Consider the following 18,570-nt stretch of genomic DNA (forward strand, 5'->3'; position numbering starts at 1 on the left):
TCTGCTCTTGATTATATAAAATGGGACTTATAGTGTCAATGAAAGAGGGAAAAAAATATACACTTATATTATAAAACAGCTGACTTCTGTTATACTATCAATAATTTGGCTAAAGGAGTGTTAGTATGACTTATCTATTACAGGTGGATTTTAAAATGGACGGACCTTTCGGTGATGAAATGTCACAAGCCTTTCAAGATTTAGCACGTAGTATTAATGAGGAAGAAGGGCTCATTTGGAAGATTTGGACAGAAGATGCCGAGGCAAAAGAAGCTGGTGGCGTTTATTTATTTGAAACAAAGGAAAGTGCAGAAAAGTATTTAACGATGCATTCAGCACGCTTAACAAGTTTCGGTATTACGGATATTCGCGGTAAAATTTTTGCTGTGAATGATGTATTATCTACTATTAATAACGGCCCTATTAAATAACAGTGAAAAGAGTCTTGCTATAAATGAAAGCAAGACTCTTTTCAATTCTCTCTACTACTTAACTAAATAAGCATCGCTTGTCCCGTTGCGAATTAAACAAACATACCAGCAATTGAGGCAGATAATAAGGAAGCAAGTGTACCTGCGATAACAGCTTTTAATGCTAGTTTTGCAATTGTTGATCGACGTTCTGGTGCCATTTGACCGAGACCACCAATTAAAATGGCCATGGAACTTAAGTTTGCGAAACCACAAAGTGCAAAGCTCACAATCATGGCTGTTTTGGCAGACAATGTATCAATGACAGGTGCGAAGTTTGAATAGGCGACAAACTCATTTAATACTAATTTCTGGCCTATGAATGAACCGGCCTTTACAGCCTCTTCCCACGGTACACCAATTGCAAAGGCAAGCGGTGCAAAAACATATCCTAAAATATTTTCTAGCGTTAAGTTTTCTAAACCAAATATACCACCGATGCCTGATAGAATACCGTTTAATAATGCAATTAAGGCAATAAAGGCAAGTAACATGGCCCCAACATTAACAGCTAACTTTAATCCGTCACCTGCACCTTTTGCAGCAGCATCCACGACGTTTGCTGACTCATCATCACGCTCTAATTTAAAATCAGTATGATCCACTTCCTCTGTTTCAGGTAACATTAATTTTGCTAATATTAAACCTGCTGGCGCTGCCATGAATGACGCCGCCAATAAATATTCAAGTGGTACACCTAATAAAGAATAACCAACTAACACGGAGCCAGATACCGATGCTAGTCCACCTGTCATAATGGCAAATAACTCCGATTTCGTCATTCTCCCTAAAAATGGTCGAATAACAAGCGGTGCCTCTGTTTGCCCAACAAAAATATTAGCTGCCGCATTGACAGATTCCGTCTTACTCGTCCCTAATAGTTTCGATAAACCACCACCAATTAATTTGATGATAAATTGCATAATGCCTAAGTAATAAAGCACTGAAATTAAGGATGAAAAGAAAATAATAATGGTTAATACATTTACCGCAAAAATAAATCCAAATGCCTCTACATCAGCTAAACTGCCAAATAAGAAATTAACACCTTCAAAGGCATAACTCACTAATTTTTGAACAGCGTCAGATAACCACATGAGCGCTTGGCGACCAGTTTCCCATTTTAATACGATGAATGCAAATGTTAATTGAATGGCTAAACCCGCTACAATTGTACGCCACTTAATCGATTGGCGATCACTTGATAAAGCGAAAGCGATTCCAAAAATAACGAGGATTCCTGCAATACCCCAGATGATATTCATAGTTCCACCTTTTCTTAATAAATTAAATTTGAATATATTGACATACGACAACATACGACCTACAACTTATGTTATCAAATCAAAAAAACGATGTAAAATAACAATGAATTCTAAAATTTATATCAAAAATGAATATTCAGGATGTTAATTACTTTATGAAAAAGTTTGTTCATACACATCGCTTAGTCATTCCACAACACCTGTTAACATATTCTCTCCTAAAAAAAGAAAAACAATTACGACAAGTGGTCATAATTGTTTTTCTGTATATTTAAAGAGATTAAAAATAACGAACCCCAAACACCCTATTGTGAATAATCAAATAAGACCGTATTTAGCTAGAAGAATTTTTTGCTCTATTCTCTAACTATTGTCATCCATAAAATCATATGGCGACACACCATCCATGCCAATCATTGGATGAATATATGGTGCGGTTTCTACATTTAATACTGGCTGCAATTGTAGTTTGTTTTGTACTTCTTTCACCGCTGGGGTTTCGGTTGCTTTCTCTACATTTTCTTCTACTACAGCCTCCACTTCCTCTATCGTCATAGGGTTAAGACGTGCCTTTAAGCTTGTCAAACGGGTTAAGTCATCCGTTCGAGCTAACCCATTTGCTAACACATCTGGCTCCCCGCATAAAATGAGAAAGTTTTTTGCCCGCGTAATGCCTGTATATAGTAAATTTCGCCTTAACATTTTCGAGTAGCCCCGCACAACGGGCATAATGACTGTCTGAAATTCAGATCCTTGTGACTTATGAATGGAGCAGCAATACGCTAATGTGATTTGATTTAAATCTGCTCGCTGATACGTTACTTCAATTCCATCAAAATCGACGACGAGTAAATCTTGCTTCTCAATCGTCTCTTTTGCTTTAATGATTGAAATGACTTCACCCATATCACCGTTAAATACATTACTCTCAGGCTGATTGACAAGTTGCAGCACTTTATCACCAATCCGGTACACGGTATCCGCAAAAACGAGTTCCTTCCGCGTACCGTCATTCGGATTGACAAGCTCTTGGATTTGCTTATTTAACGCATCAATCCCAGCAGGCCCTTTATACATCGGTGCTAATACTTGCACATCCCGAATCGTTTGCCCTTTACTAACGGCGCTTTTCACAATTTGTGTGACAACGCTTGCGACTTGGTCAGCCCCCGCTTGAATAAAGGAACGATCGCTTGTTTTGGTTGTTAATGTATCCGGTACAATCCCTTTTTTAATTTGATGGGCAATTTCGATAATGGTAGACCCATCTGCTTGACGATACACATCGGTCAATTCCACAATGGGTAGTTGCTTCGATGCAAGCAAATCTTTCAATACTTGGCCTGGGCCAACCGGTGGTAATTGATCTTGGTCTCCTACAAACACAACTTGTACATCTTCAGGCAAACTTTTCATGAGTTGATGAGCAAGCCATGTATCGACCATCGACATCTCATCAATAATGACGAGACGCCCTGTGATCTCACGGCCAGCCTCTTCATCCTTATCTTCTTGACCCGTAAACCCGAGTAGACGGTGAATTGTCATGGCAGGAAGTTCTGTTGATTCTGCTAAACGCTTCGCTGCACGTCCAGTTGGTGCTGCTAATACGATTGGAAACGGTTCTTCTTTCTGTGCATAATGTTTCGGATCAAGTGGTAGCCCATGAAGTTCTGCATATACTTCTACAAGCCCTTTGATCACCGTTGTTTTTCCTGTACCTGGTCCACCTGTTAAAATCATAACAGCTGAATTAAGCGCTGTTTCAATTGCTTGTGCCTGTGTTGGAGCGTATGTAACATTGTATTGTTCTTCTACTTCGCCAATCGCTTTACGGATTTCATCTTTTGAAAAGTGCGCATGCTTATTATTTTCTTTCACTAAATCAAGAATTTTAGAAGCTATTCCTACTTCACTAAAGTACAAAGATGGAAGATACAGCCTCGTTTCTTCACCACAAATTTTGCTTTCTTCCCGCATTTCAATACAGGCTTTGGAAATCGCTTCATACGGGATTTCGACTCGTTGGCTTTGCTCAAGCATCTCTTTTACTTTTGGTAATACATGCTCTGCATCTAAATAGACATGCCCTTCTGATAGTGCAGCATGCGTTAACACATGTAAAATAGCCGCTTTAATCCGGTCAGGATGGTTCCCCGTAATCCCTAACTTTGCCCCGAGCTCATCTGCTCGGCCAAATCCGACTCCCTCTACATCTTCAATTAATCGATACGGATTTTCTGTTAGCAGTAAAATGGTTTCCTCGCGATAAGCTTGATAAATTTTCATACCGAGCTGTGGACCAAATCCCCATTCATTTAACTGAATCATGACACGCTGAAGCCCAAGATTTTGTTCGACAGCCGCGCGAATTTGTGACTTTTTATCCGCAGATAGTCTTGGCACTACGTCAAGTGCTTGCGGATCGTCCATAATTTTCTGCAAAGCATGAACACCTAATTTTCCCACGATTATTTCTGCTGTTTTACGGCCGATTCCAGGAAATAAATCACTCGATAAATAATGAACAATCCCTGTTTCTGTTGCAGGTACTTCCTTTTGAAATGTCTCTACTTGAAACTGCAAGCCGTATTTTGGATGTGACTTCATCACACCTGTAAAACGATACATTTCATCTTCTGTCAGTTGCGGGAAATACCCGACAACAATCATTTCTTTTTCCTTAAAATCAATATTCGTTTCTTGAATTTTCACACGCACAATCGAATACATATTTGATGGGTTATGAAAAATCGACACGATTGGACGGCCTAAAATAAACAGTTTATTGATTTCAAACAAATCGACATTTTGCGCCATCCACCCTCGCTCCTTTTCGTAAATTCGTATATATTGGCTCTTCACCAAAATGTGTACTTTACCGCACATTTCGTTACGTCACACGCTTTCCATGGGCGAGCCTCAAGCCGCTTCCTTCGCTACATTTAAAATGTATTTTTGCTCATTATGAGTACATATTTTATCATACGTGCTGCTATGTGTCCTTGAAATTTGAAGCATTCTTTCCGTTTACAACAATTATTACCCATCTTGCAAAGGAACAATGTTATGATAGAAAAAGAATAATTATACAAAAGAGGTGAGAAAGTATGCAATTTCGTCCTTGTATCGATTTGCATGATGGCAAAGTAAAGCAAATCGTAGGCAGTACACTAGGGCATGCCGATGTGGCTGTTGTCGAAAACTTCACATCAGAACATGATTCATCTTACTTTGCGAACATGTTTGCGAAAGATGGATTAACAGGCGGTCATGTGATTATGCTTGGATCTGGTAACGAACAAGCTGCCCTTCAAGCACTTAACGCTTACCCTGGAGGCTTACAAGTTGGCGGTGGTATTACAGCGGATAATGCGCTCCAATATATACAGGCAGGTGCCTCACACGTCATCGTCACATCGTATATTTTTCATGATGGGCGCCTTGATATGGAACGTCTTGAAAAGCTTGTGCATACGGTTGGGAAGGATAAACTCGTCATTGACTTAAGTTGTCGAAAACGCGATGATAAATGGTTTGTTGTAACAGACAAGTGGACAAAATTCAGCGACTTTGAAGTGAATGCCGAATCAATTCGGATGATAGAACAATACTGTGACGAACTATTAATTCATGCGGTCGATGTAGAAGGGAAACGTAGCGGCATGCAAGAGGAGCTTGTAAAAGATTTAGCACAATGGACAACCATTCCAACCACTTATGCTGGCGGTGTCCGCTCACTTGAAGATTTAACAAAGTTCGAGCAAATCGGGCGTGGAAAACTTCACGTCACAATCGGTAGCGCACTCGATATTTTTGGCGGTGACTTAGCCTACGATGCGGTAGTCACTTATTGTAAATAAAGCAAGAGAATAAAACGAGCAGCGTCTTTATGATTCTGCTCGTTTTGTTTAAACAAAATATTGATTAATTGGACGACCGACACTACCATATTGAATATCGACTTTAATTAAGTTACGCTTTTCCATAAAATCTAAATAACGTCTAGCTGTTACACGCGCTACGCCAATCGCAGCAGCGACCTCATCTGCGGAGGCACCTGCATCGCATTCTTTTACATAATTCAACACTTTATCTAATGTAGCTCGGTTAAACCCTTTAGGTAGCTCAGTTAGTGTATGTTGCGACTCTTCTACTCGTTCTGCCACATTGCCTTTTCTCATCAGTGCATCGAGCTCTTGCTGTGTCATACCTTGTGTATTTTCTACTTTTTGTTTAAATTGGCGGTAATTTTGTAACGTTTGCTCCATTCGCTCAAATGTAAAAGGCTTCATAATATAATCGTATACACCTAGATGCAAAATATTTTGGATCGTTGGCATATCATTTGCTGCCGTCACAGAAATCACATCGACCGGGATATTTTCCTTTCGAATTTTCCGCAATGTATCTACACCATTTTGTTCAGGCATAAAAATATCCATCAATACTAAATCAGGCTGTAGTTGTTTAATTTTTTCAAACCCTTCTACCCCATTCGCTGCCATCGCGATGATGTTAAACCCCTCTACACGTTCGATAAATTGGCGGTTTACCTCTCGCACCATTGGATCGTCCTCTACAAGCAATACTTTAATCATCCCCAACTGCATCATCCCCTAAATCAAATAATAGTAAGAAGCTTGTTCCTTTTCCTTCTTCGCTCGTTACTTCAATTGTACCGTTCCCTTTTATCACAATCTCATGGATTAAATACAAGCCAATTCCACGGTTTTCCTTTGCTTTGGTGGAAAAACCATTTTCAAATATTTGCTTTTGTACTTCCTCACTCATCCCCATGCCGTTATCACTTACTAATATCGCCAGCGTGTGATCATGCTCGTCCACTGAAATGCCAATATGCTTTTCTTCACGATATACACCTTCTAGCGCATCAAAAGCATTTTCGATTAAGTTCCCAAATAACACAACAAAATCATGGTAATCTAAATGCGGTGGGAAGCGCTTAAAATAACTTTCTTCATCAATTTCTACCGTAATACCAAGCTCTTTTCCCCGCCCTATTTTACTGAGTAATAAGCCCGAAATATTTTCATTATGAAAACGTTCATTTAAAAATTTGGTTAATGATTCCTCATTTTCTTTTACTTCGATTAAATAATCCATCGCCTGTTTTATATGCCCTAATTGCAATAGGCCTGTAATCGTATGAAGTTTATTTTTATGCTCATGTGTTTGCACACGAAGTGCCTGTACAAATGCTTTTACGCCAGTCAATTCCTCTGCTAGCTGCTTCACTTCTGTTAAGTCTTTAAAAATGGCCACTGCTCCTACATTTTTTTCATCTACTTGAATTGGAATACGCGTACTTAAAATACTATGTTTATTAATATAAAGTTCTTGGTTGTAAATAGGCTTGCCACTTTCCACGATTTCAGGCAGACGTGTATCAGGGAGTACCTCATAAATTTTTCTACCTATATAATGGCTTGAATGACCATCCACCCCTAAAATTTCACTCGCTTTTTCATTAAAAATCGTAATATTCATCTCATTATCGACTGCAATAATGCCGTCATGCATCGCGTTGAACGTTTCCTGTCTTTCTACATACATTTGTGAAATTTCTTCTGGCTCCAATCCAAACATTTGCTTTTTAATATGACGACCTAGTAAATGAGCGCCCCACATACTAAAAATAATCGATAATAACACCGTAATGATGATCTCTAAAAAGTAATCTTGAAAAATTTTGAGTAGTGTCGGCATTTGATACCCTACGACCACAACACCCACTTGTCTTTTTTCTTCATTTAGTATCGGGACGAATGCACGAATCATAGTACCGAGTTCGCCTCTTGCTTTTGATATATAATAGTGTTCATTAAATGCAGCATTTAAATCTTCTGACTCGCTTCGTTGACCAATTTCATTTGGTGCTGGATGGGAATATTTCATTCTATTCATATCCATGACAACAATATATTCCGCTTTATTAATAACACGAATTTCTTCAACAATGTGATTAACGGTTTTCATTGCCTGTTCTTTGTTTTCATTGACGAGCTGATTCGTCAATTCAGGCATATTCGACACTGTCCGTGCAATCAACATCGCACGTTGACTATAGTCTTCCTCTTGTTCACTTAATAGATTGTTTAGCACAAAGATACCTGCCATAAAGAAGGAAACGATTATAATAAAGAAAGTCATTAATAAAATTTTAGCGTTCATTGTGAGCTTTCGCATCGATTTCTCCCCTTTTTTGTTATAATGATGCAAGGTATACTGTTACAAAGTCTTGATTAATATGGTGATGCATGATGAAATATTTTTTTACGGGTGTCATTTTAACCGTCGTAATACTGATCTCTTTTATAGGCTACAGGCAAAATGTGATGAATATCGCTACACTCCCTTTTGATGATGAGCAAAATGGGTTAAAGGAGCAAATTATTATTCATTTTAGCCATGTTGTCGCTGAAAACACACCAAAAGGGCTCGCTGCCACAAAATTCGCCGAGCTTGTCAAAGAAAAAACAAATGGGCGCGTCATCGTGCAAGTGTATCCAAATGGTATTCTATATAATGATGAAAATGAACTCGAGGCACTCCAAAATAATGACATTCAAATGATTGCACCAACGTTCTCAAAGATGACCACTTATTTACCGTCGTGGCAAGTACTCGATTTACCATTCATTATTGAAACAGATGAACAATTACAACAAGTATTAACAGGCCCTCTAAAAGACCAGCTGCTTGATCAACTTGACACATTAAATATTAAAGGGCTTCATTTTTGGAGTAATGGATTTAAGCAAATTGCAGCAAATGACTCTCCTATTATTCAGCTTAGTGATTTTCAAAACTTGCGCATCCGCGTCATGGATAGCGATATGATTCATCGCCAGTTTAGCCTTCTTGGTGCAACACCGATTACAACAACATTTGGTGATGTGTTTTACGAAATCGAAAACAAGTCCATCCAAGCGCAAGAAAACACGCTATCAAACCTGTATTCAAAAGGCTTTCATCAGTATGAAAAGCATATCACACTATCCAATCACGGCATCATGGGCTATGCAATCATGATGAATGAAACATTTTGGAACAGTTTAGATCCAGACATTCAGCAACATATTACAGATGCGTTAGAAGAAATGAGTGATTGGCAGTTTGAAACAAGTACGAAAATGAACGAAGCCAGTCTTCAAGAACTAGCACAAACAGAAGGTGTTGCCATTCATTCCTTAACGGCAGCCGAAAAACATATATGGAAAGGCGCACTGACACAAATTTATGACACTTACAAACATGAAATAAACGATTCTTATTATCAATTATTAATAGAACAAGTGAAATTAAGCAATTAAACAAAATGAACAAAACTACACTTTTTGTCGGAAAGTGTAGTTTTTTGTTTCTTTTTTCGATTGTATTATAACAAAAATCAAAGCTTTTAAAGCGTTACATAACAGAAGGAATATTGATTTATCAACATTTATTGAAAATACGCCATGAAATGAACAAAATAAACGATAAGATTCTTAAATACTAAATCTTCTTTTCTGAAAACTTTACGCTATGATATACCCATGAAAGCGATAACAAAACAGAAAATTTAAAAACAAATAGAAAAGGAGATTTATCATCAATGAAATGGCTTAAAAATTTAACAGTTCAAGTAATCATTGCAATTATTCTCGGGATTATTGTCGGAACAATTTGGCCTGAATTTGGCGCAAGCTTAAAAATCTTAGCGGATATGTTCATCAAGCTTATTAAGATGTTAATCGCTCCAATTATCTTCTTAACGGTTGTGATTGGTATTGGCGGTATGGGGGATATGAAAAAAGTCGGGAAAATCGGAGGGAAAGCATTACTTTACTTCGAAATCGTCTCCACAATCGCCCTTGCCATCGGTATTGCCGTTGCTGTCATCGTTAATGCAGGTGCAGGAATCGATACATCAAAAGCAGCCGATGCAGACATTTCTAAATATACAACAGCTGCAGAAGAATCAGATCACGGCTTAATGACGTTTATTTATAATATCATTCCTGAAAACGTCATCGGAGCACTAGCAGACGGACAATTATTACCAACATTATTTGCAGCCATTTTATTTGGTGTTGCCGCGGCATCACTTGGTGAAAAATCTCGACCTGTTATTACATTCTTCGAACAAGTGTCTGAAATTTTCTTCAAAATTGTTGGTATTGTGATGAAAGTTTCACCAATCGGGGCATTCGGTGCGATGGCTTATACAATCGGTAATTTCGGATTAGGTTCATTAAAATCTTTAGGCCTTCTGATGGCGGCTGTATATATTACGATGTTCTTATTTATCGTATTTGTATTAGGTACGATTGCTCGTTACTTCGGTTTTAATATTTTTAAATTCATTGGTTATATTAAAGATGAAATTTTCCTAGTAATCGGTACATCTTCTTCTGAATCAGCTCTACCATCTATGATGCGTAAATTAGAAGGACTAGGCTGTTCAAAGCAAGTAGTTGGTTTAGTCGTACCAACAGGTTATTCGTTTAACCTTGACGGCACATCTATTTATTTATCGATGGCCGCATTATTCATTGCACAAGCCTATGGTATTGAATTGACTTGGATTCAAATCGCAACGCTTTTAGGCGTATTAATGATTACTTCTAAAGGGGCGGCTGGTGTAACAGGTTCTGGTTTCATCACATTAGCAGCCACACTAGCAGCATTCCCAATGGTACCTGTTGAAGGGATTGCTTTATTAATCGGTGTTGACCGCTTCATGTCGGAAGCACGTGCTGTAACGAACTTAATTGGTAACGGTGTCGCTTGTGTTGTTGTTTCTAAATCAGAGAAAGAATTCGAAAGTACAGAGGCGGCAGCTGCCATTGCTACAAAATAAAAAGAGCGCTATGTCCAACAATGGGCATAGCGTTTTTATAATCGTTAAATAGTATTTCCTACTCTTATCACTATACCTTTTCTTACTAGTCCTACAATTTTTCTCATACTCTCACTTCTATTCACTATACCCGTAAAATATATATCCACACTCGATGTAAAAACATACATTTTTCAAAGCTGACTTTTGTAAAAACCTACATTGAAATAGAAAGAATTTTCAGAATAATGATAAATATAAGGTGATTAATAAAAAAGGAGATGAATGCATGAAAGAAACAATTGCAACGAATCGGAAGCAAATCTTATTTTTACTTTTTGTGGGGTATATTTTGGCTAGTATGGATCGGTTCTTTATTAATTATGCGATTTTACCTATTTCACAAGATTTAGCTTTAACGGCTACACAAACAGGGTTTGTCTTAAGTGCTTTCTTTTTAGGTTATGCTTTAATGCAAATGCCTGGGGGTTTTTTAGCAGATAAGTTCGGGGCTCGTATTACATTAATTTGCTGTATTGTTGCATGGTCTATTTTCACAGGATTAAGCGGTCTTGCTTGGTCACTCGTTTCCTTATTAGTCATCCGTTTTATTTTCGGTCTTGGCGAAGGGGCCTTTATTCCAGCCAGTGCAAAGATGTTATCAATGTCGTACCCAATGGAAAACCGTTCACGCGCGATGTCACTTTTATTAACGGCCGCAGCTGTCGCTGGGGTCATTACACCAATTATTGCGACAACGGCATTACAAACTTTAGGCTGGCGTACACTGTTTTATGCGTTCGGTGTAATCGGGGTAGCAGTAGGGGCTTTATTCTACTTCCTATTAAAACCAAAATTTGTTTATGTCGATAATCCGGAGCAGCCCATAACGGTTCATGGGGCAGCAGATCAGAAAGCACAAGAAAAAATTCCTTACCATCAAATCTTAAAAATACCGCTATTGTGGAGTCTATTTATCGCATCCTTTGCTGTATATGCCATTAACTGGGGTACTGCCTCTTGGGTTCCGACATATTTAGTATCTGTACACGGGTTAGACTTAACTTCACTCGGTCTTTTACAAATGATCCCTGCTGTAACAAGTATCGCTTTTATTATTTTTGCAGGGTATTTAGTGGATAAAGTATTTGCCGGTAAAGAAAAATTACTGGGTGTTCTTTGTGGAGTAGGCTTAACAATCATCGTCTATTTCATGTTTAACGCTTCAAGCGCCGGTATGTTTGTATTTTATCAATCCGTTTTACCAATTTTTACAGGTACTGCTATTGTCCTTGTAACAACATTGCCAATTAAAGTGTTTTCTCAGCAAATAAGCGGCTCAGCGGTTGGTATTGTACAATCTGGTGGACAAATTGCAGGATTCTTTGCGCCCATTTTAATTGGTTATTTAGTTGATTCAATGAATGGTTCTTACACAGGAGCTATTTGGATGTTACTCGGCTGTGGGGTCATGTATGGCGTAATGGCATTAACGATTTCATTGAAAAAAGGGTCTTCGCTTACGGGAAATCAACCACCATCTGTAGAAGAAGAACCTGCTGTACAAACGACATAAAAAAGAAAGTGCATTCATTCTAACTCACAAAATGAAAAAGGCTATTCTGTAATTGTTCTTTACAGAATAGCCGATCAATTAAAAGATCAAATTTAAAATAGTGTAGAAAATGGCCGCCATCACAGCAGAAATCGGAATGGTAATAATCCACGTGAACACCATTTTACGTGCAACACCCCAACGTACACCTTTTACGCGTTGCGCTGCACCAACACCCATAATAGCTGAAGAAATAACATGTGTTGTCGATACAGGTAATGAAATTAATGTCGCACCAAAAATAACCGTCGCAGATGAAAGATCCGCAGCTGCTCCGTTTATCGGGCGAATTTTCATAATTTTACCGCCAACTGTTTTAATAATTTTGTAACCACCGACTGATGTACCAAGTCCCATTGCTAAAGCACAGGCTACACGTACCCAGTTTTGTACTTCATCACCGGATTGCATACCGCCAGCGATTAACGCCATCGTAATAATCCCCATTGCTTTTTGTGCATCGTTTGTACCGTGCGTAAAAGATTGAAGCGCTGCTGTACCAATTTGCATCGTACGGAAGCCTTTATTTGTTTTGTATAAAGGCATGTTTTTAAATAATACTTTAAATAAAGTCATCATACAAAAACCAACAGCTAAAGCGATGAATGGCGACATAATTAACGCCTGCAAAATTTTCAAGAATCCTTCATAATTTAAAATCCCAAAGCCTGCAGCACCAATCGCTGCACCGGCAATTGAACCAATTAATGTATGGGAAGAACTTGATGGGATCCCGTAGTACCAAGTAAGTAAATTCCACGTAATCGCTGAACATAGCGCCGCTAAAATCACGACAGAGCCCGTCACATCGCCTTCAAATGCATTTAATGAAAATGGATCCACAATGTCGCTGGCAATCGCCTTTGCTACTCCGACGAACGTTAATGCCCCGATAAAGTTCATTGTTGCTGCCATCATAATCGCCACACGCGGCTTTAGTGCACGTGTCGAAACTGAAGTTGCAATTGCATTTGCTGTATCATGGAAACCATTAATAAAGTCAAACGCTAAAGCAAAGATGACAACTAATATCGTAATGAGTAATATTGTATTCATATCGTAAGTCTCCTGCTAATTACGCGTTACGCATAATAATTGTTTCAATCGTATTTGCTACGTTTTGACAGTGATCTGCAATCTCTTCAAATCGCTCATATAAATCTTTAAATTTGATTAAACGAATAGGGTCTTTTTCATTTAAGAATAATTGCTTGATCGATGAACGTTGGATCTCATCACATTGACGCTCATAATCCTTCACTAAAATTGCATGCTCACGCATACCTAATAATTCTCTTTTTGTTAACAGCTCCATTGCCTTTACAATTTCGTCCGTTGCTTTTGTAATATAGCCTAAGAAATCACGCATTGATTGATCGATTTCTGTGAATGAATACATATCGAAACGTGCAACGGCACCTTCTGTTTCATCTAAAATATCGTCCATGCGAATGGCTAAAGCTAAAATATCTTCACGCTCAATCGGTGTCATAAACGATTTGTTTAGCATGACGATTAACTCATGAATTAATTTATCTCCAGCTGTTTCATATTCCTTCATTTTTACTGAGATTTCTTTTAAATCTGCTACCGTATCGATTCGATAGTTGTCTGCGTAGTGAACGCCCTCTTGTACATTTAACGCAATTTTATGAAGCGCTGTAAAAAATGGATCTTGTCTTTTTGAACTAAACATGGACTGTGCCTCCGAAAAAATAATGTTTGCTATATTTAAACCTCAAAAATTGTAACAAATTCTTTTAGAAATTTGTATTGTTTTCAACAATTCGAGTGCAATCTTTACAATTTTGTAATATAAAAAGGCATATTTACCTAAATGAAAAGACCGATATTTTATTTTGCACTTGATATAAACCTCATATACATCCCTCAAAATCCCCTATATATCAATTATTTGTTAAATCTAAAAACCATTCCCTTGGGATTAAAGTATGATTTTAGCAACCATCTTTACAATACTCCCTCAATCAATTATTACAGAATTGTAAAAGTAAGCTTAAAAAAGGAGATGTCTGAAAAGCTAATGCTTTCCAAACCTCTCCTACTGCTTAGCATGCTCTAGTATAAAATCACTACCATGCCACAACACATACAATCTAGTTTTGACGTTGACAAAGCATGTCGTAAATGTAACGTGCTTGATCAAATTCTGGCGCTAGTGTATACGCCTGCTTTAAATGATACTTTGCATCCTCGATTTGATCCGTCGATACCGCATAAAGGACGCCTAAATTGTAGTGTGCATCCACATTATTTATATCTTGCGCAATCACAAATTCAAGCTCTGATTTTGCTTGTTCAAATATTTCAAGTGTACAAAGTAAAATGCCATAACCTAAACGAATTTCTACATCATCTGGTGCCAGTTCCGCTGCGCGTTGCATATATGGTAAGGCTAACTTCTGATTTCCTTCGCGCTCAAAGCTTTTCGCCAGCATAAAGTAAGCATCCGCCCCTTCAATCCCGTGCTCAATTGATTTTTGATAAAGCTTCGCTGCCTCCACAAAGCGTTCTACGTTGTAATATAAATTCGCTAATCCATAATAAGCGGTCGCCGCTTGCTCATCTACCGTGATCGCTTTTTGGAAAAAGCGCTCCGCACGCTCTACATCATTCATTGTCGCCAGTAAATTGCCGAAATTGATATATCCTACTGCCTCATTTGGATTTTGCTCAATTGCATCGTTAAATGCTTGCGCTGCATCTTCATAACGCTTTTCTTGAAATGCTTTAATCCCTATTTCATTATAGTCCATTAACATCTAGTTCACCTCATAACGAAAGACAAAGCCAAATTTGACTTTGTCTTTTTCCTATTTACCCTACATACGTAAGCTTTTCATTATTTTTGATTACTTCATGAATTGTACCGCCGCCTAGACATACATCGCCGTCATATAAGACAACTGCTTGGCCTGGCGTAATGGCACGTTGCGACTCTGCAAACGTAATCAGCGCTGTCCCGTCCTCACGCATTTCCACCTCAACTGGTGAATCGGTTTGACGATAGCGGAATTTTGCTGTGCAGCTAAATTTCGCAGGTTTTGGCTCATCTGATGTAAAACTCATCTTCACTGCTGTTAACGCCTCAGAATAAAGTTTATCATGATGGAAGCCTTGTCCTACATATAAGACATTCCGTTCTAAATCTTTCCCTAAAACGAACCAAGGCTCTCCGTCACCACCGATACCTAAGCCGTGGCGCTGTCCTAATGTGTAGTACATTAAGCCATCATGTGTTCCTTTTACTTCCCCATCAAATGTTTCCATTTTGCCTGGCTGTGCTGGTAAGTACTGACTGAGGAACTCTTTAAAGTTTCGCTCCCCAATAAAACAAATGCCCGTAGAGTCTTTTTTCTTTGCTGTAGCAAGGCCGGCTTCTTCCGCAATTTTACGCACTTCCGGTTTCGGTAAATGCCCGATTGGGAACATCACTTTAGACAGCTGGGTTTGCGATAGCTGGTTTAAGAAATACGTTTGATCTTTATTGTTATCGACACCGCGCAACATGACCACTTCACCATCACGCTCATCCACACGTGCATAGTGACCTGTTGCCAAATAATCTGCCCCAAGGTTCATCGCATGCTCAAGGAATGCTTTAAATTTAATTTCCTTATTACACATAACGTCTGGGTTTGGTGTACGACCTGCTTTATATTCTTCTAGGAAGTACGTAAATACTTTATCCCAATATTGCTTTTCAAAGTTAACAGCATAATACGGAATACCGATTTGGTTACATACAGCAATCACATCTTCATAATCTTCCGTTGCTGTACAAACACCGTTTTCGTCCGTATCATCCCAGTTTTTCATAAAAATACCGATTACATCATAGCCTTGCTGTTTTAACAAATACGCTGCTACAGATGAATCTACACCGCCCGACATGCCTACTACGACACGAATTTGAGACGGATCTCTTGTTTCTACCATTGTTTCTTCACCTTTTCTTAGACAAAATCGCGTAAAAGGCGCGCAGTCTTTATTTTGTTACTAGAGACGGTTCATTATTTCACAAGCCGCTTCACAATGCTCGCTGTTCGTTTGCCCGCTTCTATGACGTCTTCGTCTGTTAATCCTTGTCCGAAGCTAAAGCGAATAGAGTTACGTAATGCCTCTGCCCCTTCACCGAACATCGCCACTAATACATGGGACGGATCAATAGAACCAGCCGTACATGCAGAGCCGCTCGATACAAGCACGCCTGCCATATCAAGATTAATCAAAAATGATTCCACGTCTGTTCCCGCAAATGAAACATTCAGTACATGTGGTAATGCATCATCTAGTACACCATTTACTTTATACAAAATTTTTGCTTCGTCAAATTGTTTGATTAGAAGCTGTTTAAAGCCTTGATATTTTGCACGATTTACTTCACGCTCTGCTACTTGAACCTGTATAGCCGTCGCAAAGCCAAGTGCTGCAGGGATATTTTCTGTACCCGCACGGCGCTTTTTCTCCTGTGAGCCACCAAATAATAAATTGGCTAATTTCACACCCTGTTTTACATATAAGAAGCCAATTCCTTTTGGTCCATTAATTTTATGTGCTGAAACACTTAATAAATCTACACCAAGTGCTTCTACATCTAAATGTTCAATGCCGTAAGCTTGTACCGCATCTGTATGAAATGTCGCTTGATGATTTTTTAACAATTCGCCAATTGCTTGAATCGGTTGAATCGTCCCTACCTCATTATTCCCGTACATGATTGTCACTAAAATCGTATCTTCTCGAAGCGCAGACGCCACATCTTCTACACGTACACAACCCGATTGATCCACTGGCAAATATGTAACATCAAAACCTTCTTTTTCAAGCTTTTGACAAGCATGGAGAACGGCATGGTGTTCGATTTGTGTTGTAATAATATGTTTACCCTCTTTTTGGCGGGCAACTGCCGCACCAAAGATTGCCATATTATCTGCTTCTGTTCCACCACTCGTAAAAATAATGTCATTTGCCTTTGCATGAATGGATTGTGCGAGCACAGCTCTTGCTTCATCTAAATACTTACGCGCTTCACGACCTACCGCATGGATGCTTGATGCATTGCCATAAACATGCGCCATCGCTTCTGTCATACGAGCAATGACGTCTTTGGCCATTGGTGTTGTTGCCGCATGATCCAGATAGATTGTATTCATTTGTTTATAAACTCCTTTAATGCTGACCTTAAATATAGAACATATAGCCTTCGTGGATTGTATTGTCCGTATACTCCGCTAAATCTTCTAGTGTTGTTGTATCTAATACATTTTTTACTGCATCACGAATGCGTAACCATAACTCGCGCTGTGGTGCTTCCTCATTTTCAATGCCTTCAACTGGCTGAATCGGCCCTTCTAATACACGAACGACATCTGCTGCCGTAATTTCCGTAGGTGCATTCGCTAACATATAACCACCGTATGCACCACGCACACTTTTCACAAGTCCCGCATTACGAAGCGGCGATACTAATTGCTCTAAATACGCTTCTGATAATTCTTTTTCTGCTGCGATTTGACGTAATGGAATCGGTCCTTCTCCGTAATGTTTTGCTAATTCAATCATAATCGTTAACCCGTAACGACCCTTCGTCGAAATTTTCATGTTAACACCTCTATTGTTCTAGTTCATCTATAGTTAAGTATAACACATATCCTTCTAATCCTAGTAAAAATACTCTATTATATGCATATACCAAGTGTACCTGCAAACAGTGGCCACGGAAAAACAGGCAAAAAAGCATATGTTATTCTAAAATTTTGTTTCAGTCGCAAAGTAAAGCTTTTCAACGACAAGTAAAGATGTGAACGGATAAATGGTTGCATGCTAAACTGAATGAAAATAGTGATATAGTTATTATTTTAAGAAATTAAATTCTTGTTATAATGAGCAAATCCTAAAACATATATTACCGTTCGAATAACCGTTACTTTCCGCTCCAGCACTTGCTTTCCACGGGCGAGCATCAAGCCTCCTCGTCGCTCATCCTTCGGTGCTCCTGTCGCTACGCTTTCGTCGCAAATAAATTTCCTGCGGGGTCTTGATTGTCTCGCTTTTCCCGTAGGAAGCTTTGCACCTGCCGTTTCACTTCCGGTGCAGAAAAACACTGCTCTGTAGCGAAAGGCGCATGCCGTCAGCTACACTCTCGTGCCTCTGCTACAAGCAACTATTGTTTCATAAAATAATTGGTTACTCAAAATAACGAACGATTCTTATTGATGACAATAGAGAATAGGCAACGATACATGTAAACGGAAAAAAATTGATTTCTTTTAGCGAAGGTAACTACTTGTTTAGAATATTAAGAAGCACTCAACTTTGCCGTAGCGCGCCATAGCCACAGGAGCCAAGATT

15 protein-coding genes are annotated in these 18,570 nt (G+C 38.8%); 5 read left to right on the forward strand and 10 right to left on the reverse strand.

From position 1 onward, the window contains the following. The first annotated feature begins 125 nt into the window (after positions 1–125). Positions 126–431 carry a monooxygenase gene (locus ACQQ2I_RS13370; protein ID WP_431027287.1) on the forward strand — a complete coding sequence of 102 codons (306 nt, stop codon included), beginning with the start codon at positions 126–128 and terminating at the stop codon, positions 429–431. 92 nt (positions 432–523) lie between these two features. On the opposite strand, the gene ACQQ2I_RS13375 is transcribed toward ACQQ2I_RS13370, so the two are convergent. Then, positions 524–1,735 carry a NupC/NupG family nucleoside CNT transporter gene (locus ACQQ2I_RS13375; RefSeq protein WP_431027288.1) on the reverse strand — a complete coding sequence of 404 codons (1,212 nt, stop codon included), beginning with the start codon at positions 1,733–1,735 and terminating at the stop codon, positions 524–526. Positions 1,736–2,098: 363 nt separating this feature from the next. After that, a complete protein-coding gene (gene recD2 / locus ACQQ2I_RS13380) occupies positions 2,099–4,555 on the reverse strand; it encodes an SF1B family DNA helicase RecD2 (protein ID WP_431027289.1) in 2,457 nt (818 codons plus the stop codon). Between the two features lie 290 nt (positions 4,556–4,845). Here recD2 and hisA point away from each other — a divergent pair, with 290 nt between their 5' ends. Then, complete coding sequence (hisA, locus tag ACQQ2I_RS13385) at positions 4,846–5,598, forward strand: phosphoribosylformimino-5-aminoimidazole carboxamide ribotide isomerase (protein WP_431027290.1); 753 nt, start codon at positions 4,846–4,848, stop codon at positions 5,596–5,598. A gap of 48 nt (positions 5,599–5,646) precedes the next feature. Here the strand turns inward: hisA and ACQQ2I_RS13390 are convergent, their stop codons facing one another. Together ACQQ2I_RS13390 and ACQQ2I_RS13395 are read right to left on the reverse strand one after the other, a co-directional pair. Beyond that, positions 5,647–6,342, reverse strand: coding sequence for a response regulator (locus ACQQ2I_RS13390; RefSeq protein ID WP_431027291.1), 696 nt, complete (start codon positions 6,340–6,342; stop codon positions 5,647–5,649). Next, positions 6,329–7,945: an ATP-binding protein gene (locus ACQQ2I_RS13395; protein ID WP_431027292.1), complete on the reverse strand. Its 1,617-nt coding sequence runs from the start codon at positions 7,943–7,945 to the stop codon at positions 6,329–6,331. Before ACQQ2I_RS13395 ends, ACQQ2I_RS13390 begins: the two co-directional genes overlap by 14 nt. Positions 7,946–8,016: 71 nt before the next feature. Between ACQQ2I_RS13395 and ACQQ2I_RS13400 the strand changes: the two genes are divergently transcribed. The 3 genes from ACQQ2I_RS13400 (at position 8,017) to ACQQ2I_RS13410 (ending at position 12,156) form a co-directional block, all read left to right on the forward strand. Then, positions 8,017–9,072, forward strand: coding sequence for a DctP family TRAP transporter solute-binding subunit (locus tag ACQQ2I_RS13400; RefSeq protein WP_431027293.1), 1,056 nt, complete (start codon positions 8,017–8,019; stop codon positions 9,070–9,072). Between the two features lie 281 nt (positions 9,073–9,353). Beyond that, positions 9,354–10,601 carry a C4-dicarboxylate transporter DctA gene (gene dctA, locus ACQQ2I_RS13405; RefSeq protein ID WP_431027294.1) on the forward strand — a complete coding sequence of 416 codons (1,248 nt, stop codon included), beginning with the start codon at positions 9,354–9,356 and terminating at the stop codon, positions 10,599–10,601. A gap of 268 nt (positions 10,602–10,869) precedes the next feature. After that, positions 10,870–12,156 (forward strand): MFS transporter, encoded by a 1,287-nt coding sequence (locus ACQQ2I_RS13410; protein ID WP_431027295.1) that lies wholly within the window; start codon positions 10,870–10,872, stop codon positions 12,154–12,156. Between the two features lie 78 nt (positions 12,157–12,234). On the opposite strand, the gene ACQQ2I_RS13415 is transcribed toward ACQQ2I_RS13410, so the two are convergent. The 6 genes from ACQQ2I_RS13415 to cymR all read right to left on the reverse strand — a co-directional run bounded on the left by ACQQ2I_RS13415 (position 12,235) and on the right by cymR (position 17,820). Continuing rightward, positions 12,235–13,251 carry an inorganic phosphate transporter gene (locus tag ACQQ2I_RS13415; protein WP_431027296.1) on the reverse strand — a complete coding sequence of 339 codons (1,017 nt, stop codon included), beginning with the start codon at positions 13,249–13,251 and terminating at the stop codon, positions 12,235–12,237. A 19-nt stretch (positions 13,252–13,270) separates the two neighbouring features. Continuing rightward, the gene (locus ACQQ2I_RS13420) at positions 13,271–13,891 is read right to left on the reverse strand and encodes a DUF47 domain-containing protein (protein ID WP_431027297.1); all 621 of its coding nucleotides are present in this window, start codon (positions 13,889–13,891) and stop codon (positions 13,271–13,273) included. A 421-nt stretch (positions 13,892–14,312) separates the two neighbouring features. Beyond that, on the reverse strand, positions 14,313–14,972 hold the full coding sequence (locus ACQQ2I_RS13425) for a tetratricopeptide repeat protein (protein ID WP_431030519.1): 660 nt from the start codon (positions 14,970–14,972) through the stop codon (positions 14,313–14,315). A gap of 61 nt (positions 14,973–15,033) precedes the next feature. Continuing rightward, positions 15,034–16,155 (reverse strand): tRNA 2-thiouridine(34) synthase MnmA, encoded by a 1,122-nt coding sequence (mnmA, locus tag ACQQ2I_RS13430; RefSeq protein WP_431027298.1) that lies wholly within the window; start codon positions 16,153–16,155, stop codon positions 15,034–15,036. A gap of 74 nt (positions 16,156–16,229) precedes the next feature. Further along, the gene (locus ACQQ2I_RS13435; RefSeq protein ID WP_431027299.1) at positions 16,230–17,372 is read right to left on the reverse strand and encodes a cysteine desulfurase family protein; all 1,143 of its coding nucleotides are present in this window, start codon (positions 17,370–17,372) and stop codon (positions 16,230–16,232) included. 28 nt (positions 17,373–17,400) lie between these two features. Further along, on the reverse strand, positions 17,401–17,820 hold the full coding sequence (gene cymR / locus ACQQ2I_RS13440) for a cysteine metabolism transcriptional regulator CymR (protein ID WP_431027300.1): 420 nt from the start codon (positions 17,818–17,820) through the stop codon (positions 17,401–17,403). Positions 17,821–18,570: the final 750 nt, after the last annotated feature.

Source organism: Lysinibacillus sp. LZ02 (assembly GCF_050613145.1).
Lineage (GTDB): Bacteria > Bacillota > Bacilli > Bacillales_A > Planococcaceae > Lysinibacillus_B.

Excerpts from the sequence above, each read along its gene's own strand:
- ACQQ2I_RS13370 (WP_431027287.1), top strand. The coding sequence starts at position 126 with ATGACTTATCTATTACAGGTGGATTTTAAAATGGACGGACCTTTCGGT.
- ACQQ2I_RS13375 (WP_431027288.1), bottom strand. The coding sequence starts at position 1,735 with ATGAATATCATCTGGGGTATTGCAGGAATCCTCGTTATTTTTGGAATC.
- recD2 (WP_431027289.1), bottom strand. The coding sequence starts at position 4,555 with ATGGCGCAAAATGTCGATTTGTTTGAAATCAATAAACTGTTTATTTTA.
- hisA (WP_431027290.1), top strand. The coding sequence starts at position 4,846 with ATGCAATTTCGTCCTTGTATCGATTTGCATGATGGCAAAGTAAAGCAA.
- ACQQ2I_RS13395 (WP_431027292.1), bottom strand. The coding sequence starts at position 7,945 with ATGCGAAAGCTCACAATGAACGCTAAAATTTTATTAATGACTTTCTTT.
- ACQQ2I_RS13400 (WP_431027293.1), top strand. The coding sequence starts at position 8,017 with ATGATGAAATATTTTTTTACGGGTGTCATTTTAACCGTCGTAATACTG.
- dctA (WP_431027294.1), top strand. The coding sequence starts at position 9,354 with ATGAAATGGCTTAAAAATTTAACAGTTCAAGTAATCATTGCAATTATT.
- ACQQ2I_RS13410 (WP_431027295.1), top strand. The coding sequence starts at position 10,870 with ATGAAAGAAACAATTGCAACGAATCGGAAGCAAATCTTATTTTTACTT.
- ACQQ2I_RS13415 (WP_431027296.1), bottom strand. The coding sequence starts at position 13,251 with ATGAATACAATATTACTCATTACGATATTAGTTGTCATCTTTGCTTTA.
- ACQQ2I_RS13420 (WP_431027297.1), bottom strand. The coding sequence starts at position 13,891 with ATGTTTAGTTCAAAAAGACAAGATCCATTTTTTACAGCGCTTCATAAA.
- ACQQ2I_RS13425 (WP_431030519.1), bottom strand. The coding sequence starts at position 14,972 with ATGGACTATAATGAAATAGGGATTAAAGCATTTCAAGAAAAGCGTTAT.
- mnmA (WP_431027298.1), bottom strand. The coding sequence starts at position 16,155 with ATGGTAGAAACAAGAGATCCGTCTCAAATTCGTGTCGTAGTAGGCATG.
- ACQQ2I_RS13435 (WP_431027299.1), bottom strand. The coding sequence starts at position 17,372 with ATGAATACAATCTATCTGGATCATGCGGCAACAACACCAATGGCCAAA.
- cymR (WP_431027300.1), bottom strand. The coding sequence starts at position 17,820 with ATGAAAATTTCGACGAAGGGTCGTTACGGGTTAACGATTATGATTGAA.